We start from the raw sequence: 20,929 nt of genomic DNA, 5'->3' as shown, positions 1-20,929 counted from the left end.
TCTCAGGAGGGATATGTGGCAGAACAGAAAAAAATTCGGAAGGCCGTATTTCCAGTCGCAGGTCTCGGTACCCGTTTCCTGCCCGCAACCAAAGCGGTTCCGAAAGAAATGCTCACTGTCGTTGACAAGCCGGTCATTCAATACGTCGTCGATGAGGCGGCGGAAGCGGGCATCGAGCATTTCGTATTTGTCACCGGCCGCGGCAAGGCGGTGATCGAAGATTATTTTGATATTCAATTTGAACTTGAACAGATGCTGCGTGAGCGCAACAAGAATGCCGAGCTGACATTGCTGGCCGGCCTTCTGCCAAAGGCAGGCACGGCAAGCTTCACGCGCCAGCAGGTGCCGCTCGGTCTTGGCCATGCGGTCTGGTGCGCCCGTGATATCGTCGGCGACGAGCCTTTCGCCGTGTTGTTGCCAGACATGATCATGCATTCACAGAAAAGCTGCCTGAAAGGCATGGTCGAACTTTACGACCAGACCGCCGGTAACGTGATCGCGGTGCAGGAATGCGCTCCCGACCAGACCCACAAATACGGTATCGTTGGTGTGGGTGATGCCGTGGGCGAAGGTTTCAAGATCACTGAAATGGTGGAAAAGCCTGCCAAGGGTACGGCGCCATCGAATTTCTACATCAACGGTCGTTATATTCTTCAGCCGGAAATTTTCGATATTCTCGAAAATCAGGAACGGGGTGCAGGCAATGAAATCCAGCTGACGGACGGCATGCTGACGCTTGCCCAGTCGCAGGAGTTTGCCGGCTATCATTTCCGCGGCCAGACTTTCGATTGCGGTGCCAAGGACGGCTTCATCCTGGCCAACGTTGCATTCGCTCTTGAACGTGGTGATATTCGTCCGGCGATCGAAGAGCCGATCAAGGCCTTGATCGACGGATTGAAGTAACCGACCAGAACGCAATAAAATCCCGGCCTTCGCGCCGGGATTTTTGTTTGGCGATCATCGCTTCAGGACAAGTCCTGCACCGACGCGGAATTCGTTGCTGTCATAGACCGGTGTCCACTGGTAGCTGACGTCGGCGGTCAGGTCGAGATAGCGGTTCAGCCCCCACGTCAGGCCGGCGCCTGCCGTATATTCCACGGCATTCTCGGTGTCGGAGGAGGGGAATGTGCGGTGCACGATCTGTCCCGTCAAACGTGCGACCAGATTGTTGCGTAATTCGTGGGTAAGCCCGGCATCCAGCCGATAGGAAATCCAGCCGCCCTGCGGACCGCCGGCAAAATCCTCAATCGTCGTGCGCAGGCCGAGATTGACATTCGTGCCGCGCTGCGGCGACCAGTTGAGTTCGCCGTCCAGCGTCAAAGCGCCGATGGCGGCGAGACGGTCATCATCATATTGCTTGCGCAGATAACCGATGGCGGCCTCGCCACGGGTCTTTTCGCCGAGATCGACCTCGGTTCCGATCTTCGCGCCATAGGAGTTGGAGGAGCGGGCGTAACCGGAATTGTCCAGACGGCTGTCATATTTGGTCTTTCCCGCGTTCAGTTCCAGGAACGGGATCAGCGCCGGCGACAATTCGTAACCAATGCGCCCGCGCAGGTTCGCACCGTTCTGGTCGCGGTCGCTGAGGCTGATCGGCCTGCCATCAAGGCCTTTCGCATCCGTATAGACCGTGCGGGAGAGATCGAGCGCCGCAAGCCCACGCAGTTTGCCGAAGTCCCGCTCTATCGAAGCGCCGGTCGTAAAACGGTGTTCACCACCCTGCACGGCAGCGCCGGTCAGAGCATTGGGGTCTGTTGTGTCTTCGCGGCTGAATTCGTAACCGGCCTTGAGATTGGCCTTCGTCTCTTCGCCGAGATCAAGGCGCAGATCGGCCTCTATCCGCGCCCGGGGCTCTTCACCATCCTTGTCGCCGCCGAAGTTTCTCTCCCAGGCGCCGTCGCCCGTCACGGTCAGTGCGTGGCGAGACCAGTCGCTGGTAAGCGTACCGCGGATGCCTGTTGTCAGATAGTTGCGTCTGGAGGGACCGCCGGTGTTCGTCTGTTTTTCCGTGTTGATGGTCTGGCTGATCGCGGGACGCAGCAGAAATGTGCCGATCCGGATGCCCGGGGTCTGGCCAGGCTCAGCCGCTATCTGCGGATTTTCACCGCCATCCACCGTCGGCTCATAGGGGTTTTCAGCCTCGGCATAGGGTTGGCCCGCATCGTCCTGCTGTTCGTAAATCGGGTCGCCGGGATTGTTCGAGGGACGCCAGAGCTGTTGTGGCGCAGGCGCTGCCGCAGGTGCAGCCTGCCGCGCATCTGTCGCTGCTCCAACGCCCGTCGCTGGGGTGGCCGAAGTTGTTCCGTCGCCGGCGGGAGGAGCGCCGGGCAATAAGGGTGTGGCTGTGACGGTAGTTTGTGCGAAAAGGCTTGCCGTGGTGGAGCAAAGAAGCGTGCAGGCAAGCAACAGGGTTGCTGCTTTCCGCGACGTCTGCAGACGTGTGGCGGCGCCCTTCACATTCATTCCTCTTCACCCGGCGAATTTGGCCGATGCCCGATCGACAATTCGCCAAAACACTTCCCCGGGCCAAATGAATGAGAGGCCGATGAAATGACGTGGACAAACCAGGGACCAGACAGGCGACGCAAGTTTTAACATCACTTTAACAATAGGTTTTTTATGGTTAACAGTTGATAAAGATCGATGAGATTTCAGAGTTTTGGCAAGCACGTGAAAATCGGCGAGCCTCGCGCTCATTGCTTCTATTCAGAATGCTGCCAACCGGAGAACTGGAAAAACGTGCCGCAGTGCAAAATATTTCTAATATGATAAGATTTAAACGTTTCAATTTGGCACGGAATCGCCCTATGATTTAGGGGTAAAGGTCTTTCTATTGCTTGGTAAATTCTATTGATTTTTATTTTATGTGACAGCGTCGTTTCATGAATCCCGTTTTGAACATCAAGCAGGTCGGTTTTTATTGCTGGGATATTACCAACGACCGATTCTATCTGGATGAGGTCTGTGCGGAACTCTTTGGAATTCCGCTGAGACAGGCGATGCAGGGCATCAGCATTTTTCAGATGCTCGAAAAAGTGCATCTGGATCACCGAAATCGTGTGATCGAGACCGCGTTGATCACCCTGAAAGCGGCAAGCTTTTACAATCAGGAATATGCCGTGCGCCGGGATGACGGTTCGGTATCATGGGTAAGGACAGTCGGGAGATATCTCGTCGATGAAGAAAACATCCCTTTCAAGCGGCTGGGAACGATGGAGGAAATCTCTCCGCCGGACCTGCGGCACTAAAAAGCAGCACCGGCTGGCTGAAGAGTGGACTTCTTTCAGGTGAAAGAGTAACAGTCGGCCATGATTACGCGCGCCGTCAAACTGGTCGAAGACAATGCCATCTCATCCGCTGTGCGGACGATTTCGATGGAGCGGGCTGGTCTTGCCGCCCTTGAGACCGCTCTCACAAACGGTCTTTCCGAGCCTTTCTGCAAAGCCATTGAAACAATCGGCCAGTCGAATGGCCGTCTCATCATCACCGGGGTCGGCAAAAGCGGCCATATCGGCGCAAAGCTTGCAGCCACCTTCGCCTCCACCGGCACACCGGCGTTTTTTGTGCATGCGGCCGAGGCCAATCATGGCGATCTGGGCATGATCGGCGGTGACGATGTGGTTCTGGCGATCTCCAAGGGTGGTGAAAGTGCGGAACTGCGTAGCATCATCAACTATTCGCGCCGCTTCTCCATTCCGCTGATCGCACTCACCTGTTCCGAGGCTTCATCGCTGGCGAAGGCCTCCGATATCGTGCTGCTGGTTCCCAATGAACAGGAAGCCTGTCCGCTTGGTCTGGCACCCACCACCTCCACCTTGATGCAGCTCGCGCTGGGTGATGCTCTTGCCGTGGCACTTCTGGAAGCCCGCAATTTCACTGCCGGTGATTTCCGGGTGTTTCATCCCGGCGGCAAACTGGGCGCCAGTCTGACACTGGTCAGCGATATAATGCATACCGGCGACCGTGTGCCGCTGGTGGCCAAGGGAACAGCCATGCCGGAAGCGGTTGGCGTTCTTTCCCGCAAACATTTTGGCTGTGTCGGCATTCTGGATGAGGATGGACGTCTGTGCGGCATTGTCACCGAGGGTGATCTGGCCCGCAACCTGTCGCGCAATCTCGCCGAATTGACGGTGGACGATATCATGACCCGCAACCCGAAGACGGTCAAAAAGTCGGTGCTTGCGACCAGCGCGCTGGCGACACTGGAAAAATTCCATATCGGCGCGCTGATCGTGGTGGATGACGACAACCGGCCGATCGGCCTGGTGCATTTCCACGATCTGTTGCGAATCGGCGTGGCCTGAGGCCCGCTCGGTTCTGCTATTGGTCTATCGGTTCGATCGTCAGCGTGCGGCCGCGTGCTGATGCGATCCTGACACGGGTTCCGGCTGGAAGGTCTTCGCCATTTACTGGCCACCATGTGTCGTCCAGTCTTATCCGGCCGCGTCCTTCGACAATTGGTTCCTGCAGCGTCGCTGTGCGGCCGACAAGGCTTGCCTCGCGCTGATTGAGGAACGGTTCATCGGTGGCGGCCCGGTTCCTGCCGAAATATTTCCGGCCGAGCAGGGCAAAGACGATGGAGAGCGCGGCAAACAGCACCAGCTGCAATTGCCAGGCCCAATATGCCGCATCCCATAAAAGCAGCGAAAACGCTCCAATGACAAGCGCGGCAAGCCCGATCCAGATCAGGAAAACGCCCGGAGCGATGAGCTCGGCTGCAAGTAGCACAAAGCCGACGATCCACCAGCTCCATGGTCCCAGCTCAGTGGCAAGCCGTTGCAGCATCGTCACTTCTCCGATGAAGAGCCGAAGGGGGAAGGCCGCGTCGGAGGTACGGAGCGGGCCGGAGCCGGGGCGGACGGCGCATCGCCTCTATCGCCAAAAACCTCTTTCGCAATCGTGCCGATGCCGCCGAGCGAGCCAATCAGCGCCGAGGCTTCCATCGGCATCAGCACGATCTTGGAATTCTTCGCCGTGCCGATTTCGGCCAGCGCCTCGGTGTATTTCTGGGCAACGAAATAGTTGATAGCGTGGACATTGCCGGCGGCGATGGCTTCCGACACCATCCGGGTGGCATTGGCTTCGGCTTCCGCGAGACGCTCACGGGCTTCGGCGTCCCGGAATGCTGCCTCGCGCTGGCCTTCGGCTTCCAGGATGGCGGATTGTTTTGCGCCTTCGGCGCGCAGAATCTGGGCGTTGCGGGAGCCTTCAGCCTCCAGCACCTGCGCGCGCTTTTCGCGCTCGGCCTTCATCTGCCGCGCCATGGAATCAACGAGATCCTTCGGGGGCGCGATGTCCTTGATCTCGATGCGGGTGACCTTGATGCCCCATGGTCCCACCGCCTCATCCACCACGCGCAGAAGGCGATCGTTGATGGCATCGCGGTTCGACAGCAACTCATCGAGGTCCATCGAGCCCATTACCGAACGGATATTGGTCATTGTGAGGTTTTCGATCGCCATTTCCAGATTGGAGATCTGGTAAGCGGCCTGTGCAGCATTGAGCACCTGATAAAAGGTGACGGCATCAGCAGAGACGCTGGCATTGTCGCGGGTGATGACTTCCTGTGTCGGAATATGGAGCACCTGCTCCATGACATTCATCTTCGAACCGATGCTTTCGAAGAACGGCACGATGAGGTTCAGGCCGGGTTCCAGCGTGCGGGTGTAACGCCCGAACCGTTCAACCGTGTAACGATGCCCCTGCGGTACGGTCTTGATGCCGGCAAACAGCACCAGAATAACCAGAACAACCGCCGCTATGACGACGATGTCAAAACCGCCCAATGCAATCATCACTTTCCCTCCAAGGATCAGAACCGTCAGGGTTTTACCCCAGTAGCGTTATGGCAAGATTATACCCAGCCTTGCAACTCCTGTCTTACAACCTTTTCGAGAACGTTCATGCCCTCGGCGCTGTCGTTCAGACACGGAATATGGGTGAATTTCTCGCCGCCATTGTGCAGGAAGATTTCTCCGGCTTCACCGGCAATTTCCTCCAGCGTCTCAAGACAATCCGATACGAAGCCGGGGTTCATGACGGCGATGCGTTTCATGCCCTCGGATGCCAGCTTTTCCACGGTCTTGTCTGTATAGGGCTGCAACCACTCTTCTGGCCCGAAACGCGACTGGAAAGTGATCATGAAATTCTTGTCGGTCCGGCCAAGAGCCTCCCGCAGCAGGCGTGCGGTTTTCTGGCAATGACAATAATAGGGATCGCCCTTTTTGAAATAGGATTGTGGAATGCCGTGGAAGGAGGTGATCAGCATCTCCGGCTCCCAATCCAGCGTTGCCAGATGGTTTTTGACGGAAGCTGCTAGCGCCTCGATATAGGCCGGGTCGTCGTGATAAGGCGGCACCGTGCGAATGGCGGGCTGCCAGCGCACCTTCATCAGATGTTCGAATGCCTTGTCGTTCACCGTTGCTGTGGTCGAAGCGGCATATTGCGGGTAAAGCGGGAAAAGCAGGATTTTTTCGCAACCCTGTTCCTTCAACGCGTCGATTTTCGAGGCGATGGACGGCTGGCCGTAGCGCATCGCCCAGTCGACGACGACATTGGGCAGATCCGTCAGCGCCTGTGCCATCAGTTCGCCCTGGCTGCGGGTGAAGGTGCGCAGATAGCTTTCGTTACGCTCGTGGTTCCAGATTTCCTCATAAGCCTTGCCAACCTTCTGTGGGCGCTTGTTGAGAACGATGCCGTAAAGGATCGGATACCAGTAGAGGCGCGACCACTCGATGACGCGCTTGTCGCTCAGAAATTCCGCCAGATAACGGCGCATCGGCCAGTAGTCCGTACCGTCAGGTGTGCCGAGATTAACGAGCAGGACGCCAACCTTGCCAAATGCCGTACGGGGGTGGTCTGCGGGGAGTGCGGATAGTTCTGTCGCCATGAATGACACCTGAAACTCGGACTGGTTGCGTGAGAGCTTTTCCGCTTGGGATAGCGGCGGAGAGGCTCCATCTTCTATTTATGCATACCGGATGCAAACCTTGATGGCTTTTGCCGGAAATGCACGAGCTATACGCCCGTGTCGTCGATTTGTTCACGTGTTCTAGACGAATTTTTTCAGGATTGAACCACCAACGGATGTGATTTGCGCCTTCAATGAAGGGGCATGTTGCGTTTTGGCAATTCGTAGCGCCTAACAGACTGTTTTTTAAGGAAAAATAAGAAGCCGGCCCCATGGGTGAGGGCCGGCTTCCGGTCTGCGGCAAATTGCCCTGTCTTTCGGTGTCCGGCTTATTGAGCCGGAAGTTCAAGTTCCTTGCCGATTTCGATATGGTTTGGATGCTGCAGCGTGTTCGCCTTGGCAATTCGGGTCCAAAGCGCGCCATTGCCATATTTTTCCGCTGCGATCTTCCAGAGCGAGTCGCCCTTTTCGACAACATATTTGCTGGCTGCGGCTGCTGCTGCGGCAGGAGCAGCGGTGGCCGGTGCGGTTGCCGCAGGCGCTGTGGGGGCCGGGGCCGGTGTGGCCACTGGCGCTGGCGCCGGGGCAGCTGGCGCAGGCGCGGCCGGTGCAGCCTCTTTCGCGGGAGCCACATAACCGGCCGGCGTCACTTCGCTGATGCGGCCGTCCGTAAAGGGCTTGTAGGGGCTGTTGGCGCTGATATAGGCCGCGACCGCTTCCTCCAGGTTGGGGCCGAAGTCATAGGCGTTGATCGCTTTGGTCGCAAAGACCTTGAAGCCGTCGCCACCGGTGCGCACATAGTTATTGGCCGCAACGATATAGGTCTTGGCCGGGTCGAGCGGCACGAAGGCCTCGCCTTCCTTGACGTCAACCGAAATGACGCGGCTGCCAGCCGGCTTCGACCGGTCAAATGAATATTTCATGCCGGAAACCTGCATGAAGCGGCCCGCACCGTCGTCGATCTGGCTGACGCCGTTTTCGAGGGCGGCGCGAATATCCTCGCCCTTCAACTGGAAGGTTGCAACGGTGTTCTGGAACGGCAGAACCGTCAGAACTTCGCCCATGGAAACATCGCCGGCATCGATGGAGGAGCGCAGCCCGCCGCTATTGGCGAAAGCAATGGTGACACCCTGATCCTTGACGCGTGCAAGCGTTGCATCCGCTACCAGATTGCCCATGGAGCATTCCTTGACGCGGCAAACCTTGCGGTCGCCCTCGATCGGACCTTCCGAGGAACCAACGACCTTGGTTTTCAGTGCCTCGATCGGGGCCTTCAGCTCATCGATACGCTTGAGTGTGGCTTCGTCGGGCTTGAAGGAGGAATCGATCAGGATGGGATCGCCCTTGCTTTCCTTGACCACGCCGCTGTCGTCGAAGATGACTTTCAGGTCGCCGAGATATTTGCTGTATTGCCCGGCCTGAACGACCGGAACCTTGTAACCACCGGGATTGTCAACGAGGGTCGGATAAGGGCCTTCGGCCTTCTGGTCGGTGTTGGAAAGCAGCGTATGCGTGTGGCCGCCGACCACGACGTCGACGTCAGGGATTTTCGCGATGAATTCGAGGTCGCGCGGATATCCGACATGGGTGAGCGCGATGATCTTGTTAACACCGTCCTGCTTCAGCTTCTGCACCTGTTCGCTGATCTTCGCGACATCTTCGGCGATGGTGATGTTAGGGCCGGGCGTTGCCAGTTCAGCCGTGTCGTTGGCGACAGCACCGACGATGCCGATTTTCTGTCCGCCGACTTCAAGCACGATGGAGGGCTTGACGCGGTCGCCGATTTTCGAGGCGGCGGTGGCCACCACATTGGCGGTCACGACGGGGAACTGCACCTTGTCGAGGAAGCCGGCAAGTCCGTCCTCGCTGTCGTCGAACTCATGGTTGCCGACGGTCATGGCGTCGAACTTCATGGCGTTCAGCACTTCCGCTTCCACCGTGCCCTTGTAGGTGGTGTAGAACAGCGATCCCTGGAAGTTGTCGCCGGCATTGAGCAGCAGAACGTTCTTCCCTTCAGCCTTCAGCGCGTCACGGGTCTGGTTGATTGCGGTCAGGAGGCGGGCAGCGCCGCCGAAGCATTCGTTTTTGCCTTCCTCTTCCGCCGAGCAGGTCGAGTCGAATTTATTGATCGATTCGATACGGGAGTGAAAATCGTTGATGTGAAGAATGTTGAGTTCGTAATCGGCCAGAGCTGCTCCGGCTGAAAGCGTTATCGCCGAAACGCTCAGCATGCCCAGTCCCAAAATTTTCTTCATGGTCCTATCCCCTGTTCAAGGCGAAAGCCGGGCTTCCCGATCATCATCCGCCCGTGCTCCGATCATTCTTTAATCTGAAAGTATGTCAGGCTTTCAAAGCCGGATGTTTCCATTTAGCGGCAATTGCCGCAAGCGAAATTATGACAGGTGCGCAACAAACAAAAACGCACGCTGGAAGCGTGCGTTTCAAAAGGTCATCACATTGAAAAATTGGAAGTATCAGCCTTGGCGGGTCAGCGAGAACTGGCTGTTGCTGTCTGTCGTGCAGTTCAATTGTGAAGGCGAGACGAGGGCGCAGTTGACGCGCGATTGCGTGTTGCGCACCAGCGATGTCATGTTGATTTCGTAAAGCGTCGGCGAAATCGTCACATAGGTGCCGGAGGCCAGAAGCGTGTTGGTGTCGGTCGAACGGGTGGAGAAGGCGCCGTTCTGGAAGGTCGACACGATGCCGTTGCGGTCGATCCAGCGGCCATCCACAGCCGGGCCGCGGGAAAGCGAAGGCGCCATCGAGGTCTGCTGCGAGGGACCCGGCGCGACGCATGAAGACACCGCGATGGCGGCACAAAGCAAAGCAGCGCTTGTCTTGAAGTTCATGAGCCTGTTCTCCTGCGATTCGATGAAACTTTCTGCGTTTCGACCATGCCGTGAAGCGTTCCTTATTTCAAGGCAACGTTGTTTGCTCCTGCCGGTTCCTCATCTGCCGCATGAAAGCATGGATGTGACAAATATGAGACGCCGCTTTCCTCACCGCACCAGAATATTGCGGAACTGCCATGGATCGGCGGTGTCGATATTGTCCGGAAACAGGCCGGGGCGGCCGTCAAGCGGTGTCCAGTCGGTGTAGTGTCCTTCGACCGGGCCTAGATAGGGGCGCTGCACCTCCAGGCATCGGCGATAATCCATTTCATCCGCCTCGACGATGCCGACCTGCGGATTTTCGATGGCCCAGACCATTCCGGCCAGCACCGCTGAACTGACCTGCAGTCCGGTCGCATTCTGGTTGGGGGCGAGCGAGCGCGCTTCCTGCAGGCTCAGCCGTGAGCCGTACCAATAGGCATTTTTGTCGTGGCCATAAAGCAGAACGCCCAGCTCGTCGGCACCGTCGACCAGTTCGTCTTCGCCCAGCACATGCTGCACCGGCTGCGGGATGCCGCCGTTGCCGAAAAGTTCATGCAGCGAAAGAATGGCGTCGTTGCAGGGGTGATAGGCATAATGACAGGTCGGCCGATAAGTCACGTCGCCATCGTCATTGCGGACCGTGAAATAGTCGGAAATCGAGATCGCCTCATTGTGGGTGACCAGAAAGCCATATTGCGGCCCCTGTCCCGGACACCATGTCCGCACCCGCGTATTGGCGCCGGGTTGGTCGAGATAGATCGCCGCCTTGCTGCCCTTCTTCTGTTTTTTCGCGTTTTTCGGCATCCAGTTTTCATGGGTGCCCCAGCCGAGTTCGGCGGGCTGAAAACCCTCGGCGATAAAACCTTCCACCGACCAGGTGTTCCAGAAAGCGCCGAAGGGCTTGGGATCTTTTGCCCGCTGCGTATCGCGTTCAGCCACATGCACGCCCTTGACGCCGAGTTGCTTCATGAGCTTTGCCCAGGCTTCGCGGTCATGCGGCTGCGGCTCTTCGATATCAAGGCCGGTATCCTTGGCGAGATTGATCAGCGCCTGCTTCACGAACCACGACACCATGCCGGGGTTCGCCCCGCAGGTGGAAACGGCCGTCGTGCCGCCCGGCTTGCGTGCCTTTTCCTTCAGCATGGTCTCGCGAAGCGAATAATTGGTTCTGGAAGCATTGTCGGCATCAGCGTCGAAATAAAAGCCCGGCCATGGCTCAACCACCGTGTCGATATAGAGCATGCCGTGTTTGCGGCAGAGCCGCATCAGATCGACGGAAGCGGCATCGACCGAAAGATTGACGCAGAAGCCCTGGCCCTGAACGCCCTTGAGCAGCGGCTTCAGAACTTCCTTGTAATTCTCCTTGGTCAGATGTGTGCGGATGTGGTGAATATTTCTCTCGGCCAGAAACGCAGCGATATCCTCGCGCGGATCGATGACGACGAGCCGGGTCTTGTCGAAATTGAAATGACGTTCGATCAACGGAAGAGTACCGCGCCCGATGGAGCCGAAGCCGATCATGATGATGGGGCCGTCAATATCGCCGTAAATCGGATGGTTTGCGTCCGTCATTCGTCAATTTTCCTTTTTCAGCCAATAAGTAAGCTAGATCACAAAAGCGTGCCACAATAAAGGGCAGGTGGATGACGGACATATGACGGTTGGGGTGAAAGCACACATGCAGGCGCATTCTGCCCCTTCGCATTTTAGAGACTGCGTTTATAATCAAGTTCTTCTTTTCGTGTTGAGACCAGGTGCTGGGGGGCTCTGGTCAATGACGACAAGGAGTTTTCGCCATCACAGGAGAATTGCCTGTTGGACAGTTTCATCGAGCGTGTCGCAGCGCTTCAAGGTGCCACCCCCGTTCTGATTGCCCTTTATGATTCCGAAGACCGGCTGCGCCATGCCAACCCGTCATTTCAGGAAAGCTTCCAAATTACCCCGGAAGAATTTCCGACTTGGGCGGATATCATGCGGCTGAACCATCGCCTGCAAACCGGTGTTGTCGTTCGACATAGGGATTTCGAAGGCTGGCTCCTGTCGGCGCAGTCCCGGCGCGGCAAGCTGCCCTACCGCGCCTTCGAGATGGACATGTATGACGGTCGCTGGTTCTGGATGACGGAAACGGTGCAGCAGGATGGCTGGATGCTGTGCATTGCCAGTGACGTGACCGAACTACGCCAGGGTTACCGGGCGCTGCGGCAGGACCGGGACCTGGCTGTGCGCGCCTCGCAGACGGATGAGTTGACGGGAACGGCGAACCGCCGTTTCGTTTTCGCCAAGCTGGCACTACAGGTGGAACGGGTCGGCAAGGGGCTTGAAGCACCCTTTTGCCTCTGCACGCTCGACATCGATTTTTTCAAGCAGATCAATGATCGTTTCGGCCATAAATGTGGTGATGCGGTGCTGCGCGATTTTGTCGGCATCGCCCATTCCGTCATCCGGCGGGTGGATTTTTTCGGCAGGATCGGCGGTGAAGAATTCATGCTCGTCCTGCCGCGCAGCACCGTGGCGGAGGGCCGGGAAATCGTCGAGCGGCTGCTGCAGAGGGTGCGGCTTTCAAGACCTCTGGCCGAGTTTCCCGATTTTTCTTACAGCTGCTCGGCCGGCATGACGACCTATCGGATGGCGGAAAGCGCCGATGATGTTTTTATGCGTGCCGATCAGGCTCTTTATGCGGCCAAGGAAAAAGGCCGCGACCGGCTTCTGGCGGTGACTGCTTAAATCAACTCAGCCGCAATAAGCCCATGCAGCGAATTGCCGACGAACAGCCGCCGCCCGCCGACGTCCTGCGGTTTCAGCGCCTGTCCGCGCGCCTTGCGTCCGCGGATCAGGTCGGCGCGCAGCACGCCCGGCAGGATGCCGCTGTCGAGCGGCGGCGTCAGCAGCTGCCCATCCGGCATTTCGACGAAAATGCTGGTCGATGATCCCTCGCACAATTCGCCGCGTTCATTGAGCAGAAGAACCTCATCCGCTTCCTCGGCTGAAAACTCGGCGCGGGCGGCATCATAGGGCTCGCGGCGCGACGACTTGTGGCGATAGAAGGTATCCGTGGAATCGAGCATGGTTTTTGTCGCGATACGAACGCGCCAGACCGCATTTGTTTGTACGGGACTGAAATCGGCCGCCTCGATATCGAGTTCGCCCTTGTAGTTCATAACCAGCCTGACGCAGAGCGGTTTTTCGCCGCCCACCGTCTTTTCCAGCGCCTGAACGGCGTTGGCCGGGGCGCGGAAACCGAGCGCATCGGCCGAACGCAGCAGCCGGCGCATATGCTGGTCGATGCGCTGAAAGCCGGTTTGCGGCTCCCAGCGCAGGGTTTCCCTCAAGGTCAGATCGGCAGGTTTGCGTTTCATTGCCTGTGCTCGTCGCCTGTCATCATGGTCGGTTTCTGCGCCGGCACTATCAACCGGCAAAGCTTGTCCGAAATAGGATAGCCCTGCCGGCTGGTGAGAGGTTAAGCCTGTTTTTTGTCCAGCGCTTCCAGCTCGTCGATCAATCCCTCGATCATCGAAAGCCCCTTGTCCCAGAAGGAAGGATCGGTGGCATCGAGGCCGAAGGGTTTGAGAAGCTCCGAATGGTGCTTGGTGCCGCCTGCCTTCAGAAGTTCGAAATATTTCTCCTGAAAGCCCGTCTCGGCCTTCTGGTAAACCGCGTAAAGCGAGTTTACCAGGCAATCGCCGAAGGCATAGGCATACACGTAGAAGGGCGAATGGATGAAATGGGGGATGTATGTCCACCATGTCTCGTAGCCTTCGGAAATGCGGATTGCCGGGCCGAGGCTTTCAGCCTGCACGGAAAGCCACAATTCGCCGATCTGTTCGGAGGTCAGTTCCCCCTGCTTGCGGGCGGTGTGCAGCTTGCGCTCGAATTCGTAAAAGGCGATCTGGCGCACGACCGTGTTGATCATGTCCTCGACCTTGCGGGCGAGCATGGCCTTGCGCTCCCTCACATCCTTCGTGTCGTCGAGCAGCTTGCGGAAGGTCAACATTTCACCGAAGACGGAAGCGGTTTCGGCAAGCGTCAGCGGCGTGGCGCACATCAGGGCGCCCTGCTGACCGGCCAGCACCTGATGTACGCCATGACCAAGCTCATGGGCGAGCGTCATCACGTCGCGCGGTTTGCCGAGATAATTGACGAGCACGTAAGGGTGGGCCGAAGGCACGGTCGGATGCGCGAATGCGCCCGGCGCCTTGCCGGGACGGGCGGGGGCGTCGATCCATTCCTCGTCAAAGAAACGGCGGGCGATATCGGCCATCTCAGGTGCGAAGTTTCCGTATGCGGAAAGGACGGTGTCCTTCGCTTCATCCCATGGAATGATCGTGTTCGAGGTATCGGGAAGCGGCGCGTTGCGGTCCCAGTAATTCATCTGCTCCATGCCGAGCCACTTCGCCTTCATGGCATAATATCGATGCGAAAGACGCGGATAGGCTTTCTTTACGGCGGCGGCCAATGCATCGACCACTTCGCGCTCGACGCGGTTGGCCAAATGGCGGCTATCGGCAATATCCTCGAACTTGCGCCAGCGGTCGGAAATATCCTTGTCCTTGGCGAGCGTGTTGGTGATGAGGGTGAAAACGCGCAGATTGTTCTTGAAGGTGGCGCTCAGCGCCTGTGCCGCCTTCCTGCGGGTTTCAGGCTCCGGCTCCTGCAGCATGTTGAGCGTCACTTCCAGGGGAAGGCTTGCGCCGTCAATGTCGAAACGTAGATCGGCCATCGTTTCGTCGAACAGGCGATTGAAGGCCGCCGCACTGGTCATCGATTTTTCGAGGAACAGCTGCTCCAGCTGGTCGTCTAGCTGGTGCGGCTTGTCCTTGCGCAAATCCACCAGCCATGGCCGGTAGTGGCCTGCAGCGGCGTCATTCGCCATGCAGGCGTCCATCGTCGCATCATCGATGCGGTTGAGTTCAAGCGTGAAGAACAGGAGATGTGCGGAAATATCCGTCAGCTTCGCCTGGGCATCCCCATATAGCTTGCCGTTTGCCGGGTTGGATGTATCGGAAAAATAGGTCAGTCCGGCAAAGGAGCCGATACGGCCGATAAGATCGTCCAGCGCCTCATATTCCTTCAGCGCCGCGCCGATGCCTTTTTCGCCCGATGCCTTTGCGGCTGCCTCAAGCTTGCCCTTCCACTTATCCTCGAAAGCGGTCGCCATTGCCGCCGCTTTCTCGATATCGCCCTTATATTCCGGTGAATCGCCCGACGGGTAGAGATCCGAGAGCTTCCAGCCGGGCAGGTCACCGAGCACGGGACCGGAGGTTTCGGCAAGGGAGAATGCGGGCTGCGGGGTGAGGCGATTGAGGGTCATCGAACGCGTCCTTCTGATTATGCTTGCGAAGCATATGGGGCCTTTGTTTCCCGCAGCAATGGATAAAATGCAAGCAAATCTCAAAACTGGATGTTCAAGTCTCCCGTGCCAGAGTGCGGCACAAGGGACCGCATGACGCAGGTCCATAAACCGGAAACCGGAGCCAAAAATGACCGCGCATGTTCTCGTGATAGACGATGATCCCGTCCAGCGCCGCCTGCTCAAAAATGCGGTGGAACGTTATGGGCATCTGGCCTTGCTTGCCGAAAACGGCAGGGCGGGGCTGGAGCTGCTCAAGCAATATAGCGGCGAGATCAATGTCATCGTCCTCGACCTCATGATGCCGGAAATGGACGGTCTTTCTTTTCTGAAAGCCGTTGGTGAACTTGGCACCGATGTTCCCGTCATCGTTCAGACCGGCCAGGGTGGCATCGATACCGTCGTGCAGGCCATGCGCGCCGGCGCTTTTGATTTCGTCGTCAAGCCAGTCTCGCCGGAAAGGATAGGCGCGGCCATTTCCAATGCCCTCAAGCTGGACAGGAGAGAGGCAAAGGCCCGCACGGGCAGGCGCGGACGGAGCAATGCAGTGAATTTTACCGATATCGTTTCCGCCAGCCCGGCAATGCTGAGGGTCATAGAACTGGCGCAGCGCGCCGCCCAGTCCAGCATTCCCGTGGTGCTGGAAGGCGAATCCGGTGTCGGCAAGGAAATGGTCGCCCGCGCTATCCAGTCGGCAGGCGACAGGGCGAACAAGCCGTTCATCACCGTCAATTGCGGTGCCATCCCGCATAATCTGGTGGAGAGCATCCTGTTCGGCCACGAGAAGGGCGCTTTTACCGGTGCTACGGAAAAACACATCGGCAAATTCATGGAAGCCGATGGCGGCACGCTGTTCCTCGATGAAATCGGCGATCTGCCGCTGGATGTGCAGGTGAAGCTGTTGCGCGCGGTTCAGCAGGGTGAAATCGAAACCGTCGGCTCGGCGCGGGTGCAGAAGGTCAATGTGCGGCTGATCTCCGCCACCAACAAGAACCTGATTGAAGAGGTGAAGGAAGGTCGTTTCCGCGAAGACCTTTATTACCGTCTCAACGTTTTCCCCATCACCATTCCGGCGTTGCGTCGCCGTAAGGAAGACATTCCTCATCTGGCGCGGGTTTTTGCCGAGCGTTTTTCCGCCGAGCAGAAATTGCCCAATCCCGTTGGCCTCGATGCCAGCGCGCTGGCGCTTCTGACGGCCTATGATTGGCCCGGCAACATCCGCCAGCTTGAAAACGCGGTCTTCCGCGCCGTCGTGCTGTCGCAGGGCGAGGAACTGGCGGATACCGATTTTCCGCAGATCGCGCTGCAGCTGCCGGAATTCGCGGCGATGGACGATACGGGTGATGCCATCCGTTCACCATCCGGGTCGTCGCTGAAGCTGGCCGCCTATTCGCCGCCGCCTCCGCTTGCCGAAAGCCACGCTGCTGTGGAAGAGGCAACGGATGTTTCCACCACCATATACCGGGGCGGAAACCTGATCTCGAGCATGGACGAAGCGGGCAACATTCGAAAGCTGGCCGAGATCGAAGAAGAGCTTATCCGCTTCGCACTCCGTTTCTATCGCGGGCAGATGAGCCAGGTCGCCAGAAAACTCGGCATCGGCCGCTCGACGCTTTATCGGAAACTGAAGGATTATGGCATCGATCCCGACGATCCTCTTCGAGATGCCGCATGACGCCGCGAATGGCGCATTGCCCGGCAGATCGTGAAATTTGTTAACTTCTGAGCAAGGATATCCGCTTACCGTCTATAAACCTCTTGTTAGTGGCTGATTCACTATGTAGAGGAAGGTTGCATGTGTGTGGCAATTTTGCCATCGTGTCACCGTATTTGACGTTCATTTGAGGCAATGTGACATAAATTGTCTTCCAGGCGGGGATCGAATTGCCATATCTGCATCGGAATAACGCGCTTTCGACAAAGATTGCGCGCGGCTTGATCAAGGATATATGCACGAAGCTGTCGGCGCGCGCTGTCACCTTTGCCTGCCTGATGCTCGCCGCAATGCCCTTCGTAGGTGTTTCGGCGACGGAAGCCGCCGCCGAAACGCGCAGCCTCAAACTGTATTATATCCATACACGCGAGAAGGCGGTCATCACCTTCAAGCGCAATGGAAAATACGACCAGAAGGGCCTGCAGGAGCTGAACCGCTTCCTGCGCGACTGGCGTCGCAACCAGCCGACGCGCATGGACCCGCGCCTTTTCGATCTCGTTTGGGAAGTTTATCGCCGTAGCGGCGCGACCGATTATATCAATGTCGTTTCTGCTTTCCGCTCGCCGGAAACCAACGGTCTCCTGCGGACACGTACCAAGGGTGTCGCGGAAAAAAGCCAGCATATGCTCGGTAAGGCCATGGATTTCTACATTCCTGGCGTCAAGCTCTCCCGCCTGCGCGAAGTCGGCATGCAGATGCAGATCGGTGGCGTCGGCTTTTATCCCAGTTCCGGTTCTCCCTTCGTGCACATGGATGTCGGCGGCGTTCGCGCCTGGCCGCGCATGAGCCGCCAGGAACTGGTGCGTATCTTCCCGAACGGCAACACGCTGCATCTTCCTTCCGACGGCAAGCCGCTTCCCGGTTATGAGCAGGCGCTGGCGGACTACAAGAAGCGCGTCAGCTCTTCCTCCATTCAGGTTGCGTCCAGCGCCGGCTCCGGCCCGGCCTCCTCGGGTGGCGGCGGCAAGCGCAAGACATTGTTGCAGGCACTCTTTGGTGGCGGTGGCGACGAGGATGAAGATCCCGATAGCATCGCAGCGCCGGAACCCGCAGAACGCCCGGCTGTTGCTCGCCCGGCAACGCCGCCACAGGCCGCTCCCGAGCCTGAACCGACGATTGCGGTTGCTTCGGCACAATCCCTTCCTGGCGTGAACGATGCGCCGCTGCCGACGGCTCGCCCTGCCTTCGGCAACCAACCGCCGGCCAATACCGGTCTCGCCACAGCGCTCTATTCGCCGGCCCGCAATGCCGCGCAGGATGCTCTTCAGGCCGCGACAACGCCGACGCCCGCTTCCGCTCCGGCCGAGCGCCAGCAATTCGCCGATCTGGCTGAGGTCTCCGTGCCTGTGCCCACCCTTCTCGGGCCGCGTGGCATGAGAGGCGATGCGGAAGGATCGATCCTGACGGCGTCCGCCGATGGTGCGACCCCTGCGGCGACCGGTGAGCTTGCCTCGGTTCCGGTTCCCGCCAATCGCCCGGCAGTGGCTGAAGCCCTTCTTGCTGCCGCCAATGCCGATCCGGAAGGCGAAGACGATCTCGCCGAGGCTCGGCAGGATACGCTTTCTCCGACGGTTGTTGCGGCTCTGGAGCAGAGCGGCCAGGCTGCCCGTTCGCAGGTCCAGTCCGCCGCCATGCCGACCGCCGCGCAATTCCCGGCTGCCGTCAACCACAAGGTCACGGTTGCACCTGCTGAAACCGCCAAGGCGGAGCCGCAGGAAGGTTTCGGTGACGCTTTCGATCTGAAGCCCGCCATCAATGGTGGTCTCACCGCTGGCCTGCCGACCAAGGGCTCGCGCCCGAGCAAGCAGGATGCGGCCGTTTCCCACCAGGCGATGGTCGGTGGTGGTCGCCTGACGCAGGATTCGATCTCTGACTGGGCGCTCAACCAGAACAAGGGTACGACCGGACGTTCGGTAAAGGCGCCGCGTGTTATCGCCAACCGCATGCTCAGCCACGACATGTCGGCTTCGGCCACATCGGCAAGCTTCAAGCCGGGTGCGGCAGCAATCGAGTCCAGCCGCTTCAGCACACCGGTGAAGATGCACTGAACCCTGCTTTTTCTGATATGGCCGAAAGGCCAACAAAAAAACCCGCCGTTGCCGGCGGGTTTTTTAATTCCTGGATATTCCTTTATCAGACGCCGCTCTGGCCGTCCGAGCCGATATAGGCGATGCGCACCATATTGGTGGCGCCGGGGGTGCCGAGCGGCACGCCGGCAGAGATGATGATGCGGTCACCCGGCTTGCCGAAACCTTCGGAAACAACGATGCGACAAGCGCGGTTCACCATGTCATCGAGATCGCTCGCATCACCGGTGACGACGCAGTGCAGGCCCCAGACGACCGACAGGCGGCGTGCGGTCTGGATGATCGGTGAAAGGGCAATGATCGGCACCTGCGGCCGTTCGCGTGCTGCGCGCAGACCCGTCGTGCCGGACGAGGTATAGGTGACGATCGCCGACAGTTTCAGCGTTTCGGCGATCTGGCGGGCAGCGAGCGAAATCGCGTCGGCGCCTGTCGGCTCCGGCTGGGCGCGCTGCGCATAGATGATGTTGGAATAATGCGGATCCTGTTCCACGGTGCTGGCGATGGAGGCCATGGTGGAAACGGCTTCGACCGGGTAATCGCCGGAGGCGGATTCAGCCGAGAGCATGATGGCATCAGCGCCTTCGAAGACGGCGGTGGCGACGTCAGACACTTCCGCGCGGGTTGGGACGGGCGCGGTGATCATCGATTCCAGCATCTGAGTGGCGACGACGACCGGCTTGCCGGCGCGGCGGCAGGCGCGTGTCAGCTGCTTCTGGATGCCCGGAACTGCTTCGAGGGGCATTTCGACACCAAGATCGCCGCGCGCGACCATCAAGGCGTCGGAAAGCTCGATGATTTCCTCGATACGCTCGACGGCCTGCGGCTTTTCGATCTTCGACATCAGGCCAACGCGGCCGCGCGCGATCTTGCGCACTTCGGCAAGGTCTTCAGGGCGCTGGACGAAGGAAAGCGCAACCCAGTCCACCTCGTTGGTGGCGAGAACGGCATCGAGATCGACGCGGTCCTTATCGGTCAGGACACCAACGCCGAGCAGGGTGTCGGGCAGGCTGATACCCTTGCGGTCTGAAATCTTGGTGCCGGAAACAACGGTCGTGACGATGCTCTTGCCGTCGCATTTTTCAGCGCGCAGATGCAGCTTGCCGTCGTCGATCAGCAGACGGTGGCCTGGCTTGACCGCTTCGAGAATTTCGGGATGCGGCAGGAAAACGCGGGTATTGTCGCCGGGCGTGTCGTTATTATCCAGCGTGAAGGTCTGGCCTGCAACGAGATCGACCTTGCCTTCGGCGAATTTTCCGACGCGCAGCTTGGGACCCTGCAGGTCGGCCAGAATACCGATGGGACGACCGTTACGGCTTTCAACCGAGCGGATACGCTGAATGAGCGTCCGCATCACGTCATGGCTCGCGTGGCTCATGTTGATCCGGAAGAGATCGGCGCCGGCGAGATGCAGCTTCTCGATCATCGCCTCTTCCGAGGAGGCTGGGCCGAGAGTTGCAAGAATTTTGACTTTGCGGTTACGCTTCATCAGTTTTGATTTCCCTGTGTGCCTGGCGTATCGGAAAGCTGGACCATCCAGCTGCCCTGTCTGCCCGTGTCATATTCCTTGAAACCCATTCTCTGGAAGCTGCGGGCATAACAATCATCTACGCCGCCGATCTTGAACTCGTTTTCCGCCACGCACATGTTGACGTCACCGGTCCAGCGGCCGCCATGGGCGGCATCTTCGGCATAAAGATAATAATAACGCGATTGCAACTCACCCTCGATCAGCGTCGCGCAGGTCGAGGAGGGGACCTGCCACCAGCCTTCGCTGACCCAGCCCTCCTGTGCCCGATAGCCGATTGCGACCCCCACGAGATTTTGCGTGCTGTTGCAGACGCGAAAATCCGCATGTGCGGTTTCCACGAACACAAACGGGGTCATAAACAATGCCGCTGCGGAAAAAAGACGGGCGAGATGCCGAAAGTGGCGAGGACGAGCGAGAGATGACTGAGTCACGGCTTCCATCCGGATTCCATGGTTATAATGAACACACTT

At 58.4% G+C, this 20,929-nt stretch carries 17 protein-coding genes; 6 read left to right on the top strand and 11 right to left on the bottom strand.

The window, feature by feature from the left end; all coding sequences use genetic code 11:
- Positions 1-15 precede the first annotated feature (15 nt).
- Complete coding sequence (galU, locus tag ACQZ5F_RS17295) at positions 16-903, top strand: UTP--glucose-1-phosphate uridylyltransferase GalU (RefSeq protein WP_448730594.1); 888 nt, start codon at positions 16-18, stop codon at positions 901-903.
- Positions 904-957: 54 nt separating this feature from the next.
- On the opposite strand, the gene uppP is transcribed toward galU, so the two are convergent.
- Complete coding sequence (uppP, locus tag ACQZ5F_RS17290) at positions 958-2,463, bottom strand: polysaccharide biosynthesis protein UppP (protein ID WP_225338791.1); 1,506 nt, start codon at positions 2,461-2,463, stop codon at positions 958-960.
- A gap of 419 nt (positions 2,464-2,882) precedes the next feature.
- Here uppP and ACQZ5F_RS17285 point away from each other — a divergent pair, with 419 nt between their 5' ends.
- Positions 2,883-3,248, top strand: a complete 366-nt coding sequence (locus ACQZ5F_RS17285) for a PAS domain-containing protein (protein ID WP_046799945.1) — start codon at positions 2,883-2,885, stop codon at positions 3,246-3,248.
- Between the two features lie 60 nt (positions 3,249-3,308).
- Entirely contained in the window at positions 3,309-4,304 is a 996-nt protein-coding gene (locus tag ACQZ5F_RS17280; RefSeq protein ID WP_046799944.1) for a KpsF/GutQ family sugar-phosphate isomerase, read from the top strand.
- A gap of 16 nt (positions 4,305-4,320) precedes the next feature.
- Here ACQZ5F_RS17280 and ACQZ5F_RS17275 read toward each other — a convergent pair whose 3' ends face one another.
- The 6 genes from ACQZ5F_RS17275 to ACQZ5F_RS17250 form a co-directional block, all read right to left on the bottom strand.
- Entirely contained in the window at positions 4,321-4,785 is a 465-nt protein-coding gene (locus ACQZ5F_RS17275; protein WP_225338790.1) for an NfeD family protein, read from the bottom strand.
- A gap of 2 nt (positions 4,786-4,787) precedes the next feature.
- Positions 4,788-5,795 carry an SPFH domain-containing protein gene (locus ACQZ5F_RS17270; RefSeq protein WP_046799942.1) on the bottom strand — a complete coding sequence of 336 codons (1,008 nt, stop codon included), beginning with the start codon at positions 5,793-5,795 and terminating at the stop codon, positions 4,788-4,790.
- Positions 5,796-5,854: 59 nt separating this feature from the next.
- A complete protein-coding gene (gene hemH / locus ACQZ5F_RS17265; RefSeq protein ID WP_225338789.1) occupies positions 5,855-6,889 on the bottom strand; it encodes a ferrochelatase in 1,035 nt (344 codons plus the stop codon).
- A 350-nt stretch (positions 6,890-7,239) separates the two neighbouring features.
- Positions 7,240-9,165, bottom strand: coding sequence for a 5'-nucleotidase C-terminal domain-containing protein (locus ACQZ5F_RS17260; RefSeq protein WP_225338788.1), 1,926 nt, complete (start codon positions 9,163-9,165; stop codon positions 7,240-7,242).
- 219 nt (positions 9,166-9,384) lie between these two features.
- Positions 9,385-9,759, bottom strand: coding sequence for an outer membrane lipoprotein Omp10 (gene omp10 / locus ACQZ5F_RS17255; protein ID WP_046799940.1), 375 nt, complete (start codon positions 9,757-9,759; stop codon positions 9,385-9,387).
- 150 nt (positions 9,760-9,909) lie between these two features.
- Positions 9,910-11,355 carry a homospermidine synthase gene (locus ACQZ5F_RS17250; protein WP_137086979.1) on the bottom strand — a complete coding sequence of 482 codons (1,446 nt, stop codon included), beginning with the start codon at positions 11,353-11,355 and terminating at the stop codon, positions 9,910-9,912.
- Between the two features lie 243 nt (positions 11,356-11,598).
- Between ACQZ5F_RS17250 and ACQZ5F_RS17245 the strand changes: the two genes are divergently transcribed.
- Positions 11,599-12,507 (top strand): sensor domain-containing diguanylate cyclase, encoded by a 909-nt coding sequence (locus ACQZ5F_RS17245; RefSeq protein WP_225338787.1) that lies wholly within the window; start codon positions 11,599-11,601, stop codon positions 12,505-12,507.
- On the opposite strand, the gene ACQZ5F_RS17240 is transcribed toward ACQZ5F_RS17245, so the two are convergent.
- Positions 12,504-13,139 carry an aminotransferase class IV family protein gene (locus ACQZ5F_RS17240; RefSeq protein WP_225338786.1) on the bottom strand — a complete coding sequence of 212 codons (636 nt, stop codon included), beginning with the start codon at positions 13,137-13,139 and terminating at the stop codon, positions 12,504-12,506. The two genes, ACQZ5F_RS17245 and ACQZ5F_RS17240, sit on opposite strands and share 4 nt — an antisense overlap.
- Positions 13,140-13,240: 101 nt before the next feature.
- Positions 13,241-15,091 (bottom strand): M3 family oligoendopeptidase, encoded by a 1,851-nt coding sequence (locus ACQZ5F_RS17235; RefSeq protein WP_225338785.1) that lies wholly within the window; start codon positions 15,089-15,091, stop codon positions 13,241-13,243.
- 169 nt (positions 15,092-15,260) lie between these two features.
- Between ACQZ5F_RS17235 and ACQZ5F_RS17230 the strand changes: the two genes are divergently transcribed.
- Both ACQZ5F_RS17230 and ACQZ5F_RS17225 read left to right on the top strand, forming a co-directional pair.
- Positions 15,261-16,805: a sigma-54-dependent transcriptional regulator gene (locus ACQZ5F_RS17230; protein ID WP_137086973.1), complete on the top strand. Its 1,545-nt coding sequence runs from the start codon at positions 15,261-15,263 to the stop codon at positions 16,803-16,805.
- Positions 16,806-17,014: 209 nt separating this feature from the next.
- Complete coding sequence (locus ACQZ5F_RS17225) at positions 17,015-18,892, top strand: DUF882 domain-containing protein (RefSeq protein ID WP_052819439.1); 1,878 nt, start codon at positions 17,015-17,017, stop codon at positions 18,890-18,892.
- A gap of 85 nt (positions 18,893-18,977) precedes the next feature.
- On the opposite strand, the gene pyk is transcribed toward ACQZ5F_RS17225, so the two are convergent.
- Together pyk and ACQZ5F_RS17215 are read right to left on the bottom strand one after the other, a co-directional pair.
- Complete coding sequence (pyk, locus tag ACQZ5F_RS17220) at positions 18,978-20,417, bottom strand: pyruvate kinase (RefSeq protein ID WP_062653036.1); 1,440 nt, start codon at positions 20,415-20,417, stop codon at positions 18,978-18,980.
- Positions 20,417-20,815 (bottom strand): DUF1036 domain-containing protein, encoded by a 399-nt coding sequence (locus ACQZ5F_RS17215; RefSeq protein ID WP_225244082.1) that lies wholly within the window; start codon positions 20,813-20,815, stop codon positions 20,417-20,419. The genes pyk and ACQZ5F_RS17215 overlap by 1 nt, the downstream gene beginning before the upstream one ends.
- Positions 20,816-20,929 lie beyond the last annotated feature (114 nt).

This window comes from Agrobacterium sp. 22-210-1 (assembly GCF_053522525.1).
This window is presented reverse-complemented; position numbering and strand designations above follow the sequence as displayed.

Coding starts and splice junctions, on each gene's coding strand:
- uppP (WP_225338791.1), bottom strand. CDS start 2,463: ATGAATGTGAAGGGCGCCGCCACACGTCTGCAGACGTCGCGGAAAGCA.
- ACQZ5F_RS17285 (WP_046799945.1), top strand. CDS start 2,883: ATGAATCCCGTTTTGAACATCAAGCAGGTCGGTTTTTATTGCTGGGAT.
- ACQZ5F_RS17280 (WP_046799944.1), top strand. CDS start 3,309: ATGATTACGCGCGCCGTCAAACTGGTCGAAGACAATGCCATCTCATCC.
- ACQZ5F_RS17275 (WP_225338790.1), bottom strand. CDS start 4,785: ATGCTGCAACGGCTTGCCACTGAGCTGGGACCATGGAGCTGGTGGATC.
- ACQZ5F_RS17270 (WP_046799942.1), bottom strand. CDS start 5,795: ATGATTGCATTGGGCGGTTTTGACATCGTCGTCATAGCGGCGGTTGTT.
- hemH (WP_225338789.1), bottom strand. CDS start 6,889: ATGGCGACAGAACTATCCGCACTCCCCGCAGACCACCCCCGTACGGCA.
- ACQZ5F_RS17260 (WP_225338788.1), bottom strand. CDS start 9,165: ATGAAGAAAATTTTGGGACTGGGCATGCTGAGCGTTTCGGCGATAACG.
- omp10 (WP_046799940.1), bottom strand. CDS start 9,759: ATGAACTTCAAGACAAGCGCTGCTTTGCTTTGTGCCGCCATCGCGGTG.
- ACQZ5F_RS17250 (WP_137086979.1), bottom strand. CDS start 11,355: ATGACGGACGCAAACCATCCGATTTACGGCGATATTGACGGCCCCATC.
- ACQZ5F_RS17240 (WP_225338786.1), bottom strand. CDS start 13,139: ATGAAACGCAAACCTGCCGATCTGACCTTGAGGGAAACCCTGCGCTGG.
- ACQZ5F_RS17235 (WP_225338785.1), bottom strand. CDS start 15,091: ATGACCCTCAATCGCCTCACCCCGCAGCCCGCATTCTCCCTTGCCGAA.
- ACQZ5F_RS17230 (WP_137086973.1), top strand. CDS start 15,261: ATGACCGCGCATGTTCTCGTGATAGACGATGATCCCGTCCAGCGCCGC.
- pyk (WP_062653036.1), bottom strand. CDS start 20,417: ATGAAGCGTAACCGCAAAGTCAAAATTCTTGCAACTCTCGGCCCAGCC.
- ACQZ5F_RS17215 (WP_225244082.1), bottom strand. CDS start 20,815: ATGACCCCGTTTGTGTTCGTGGAAACCGCACATGCGGATTTTCGCGTC.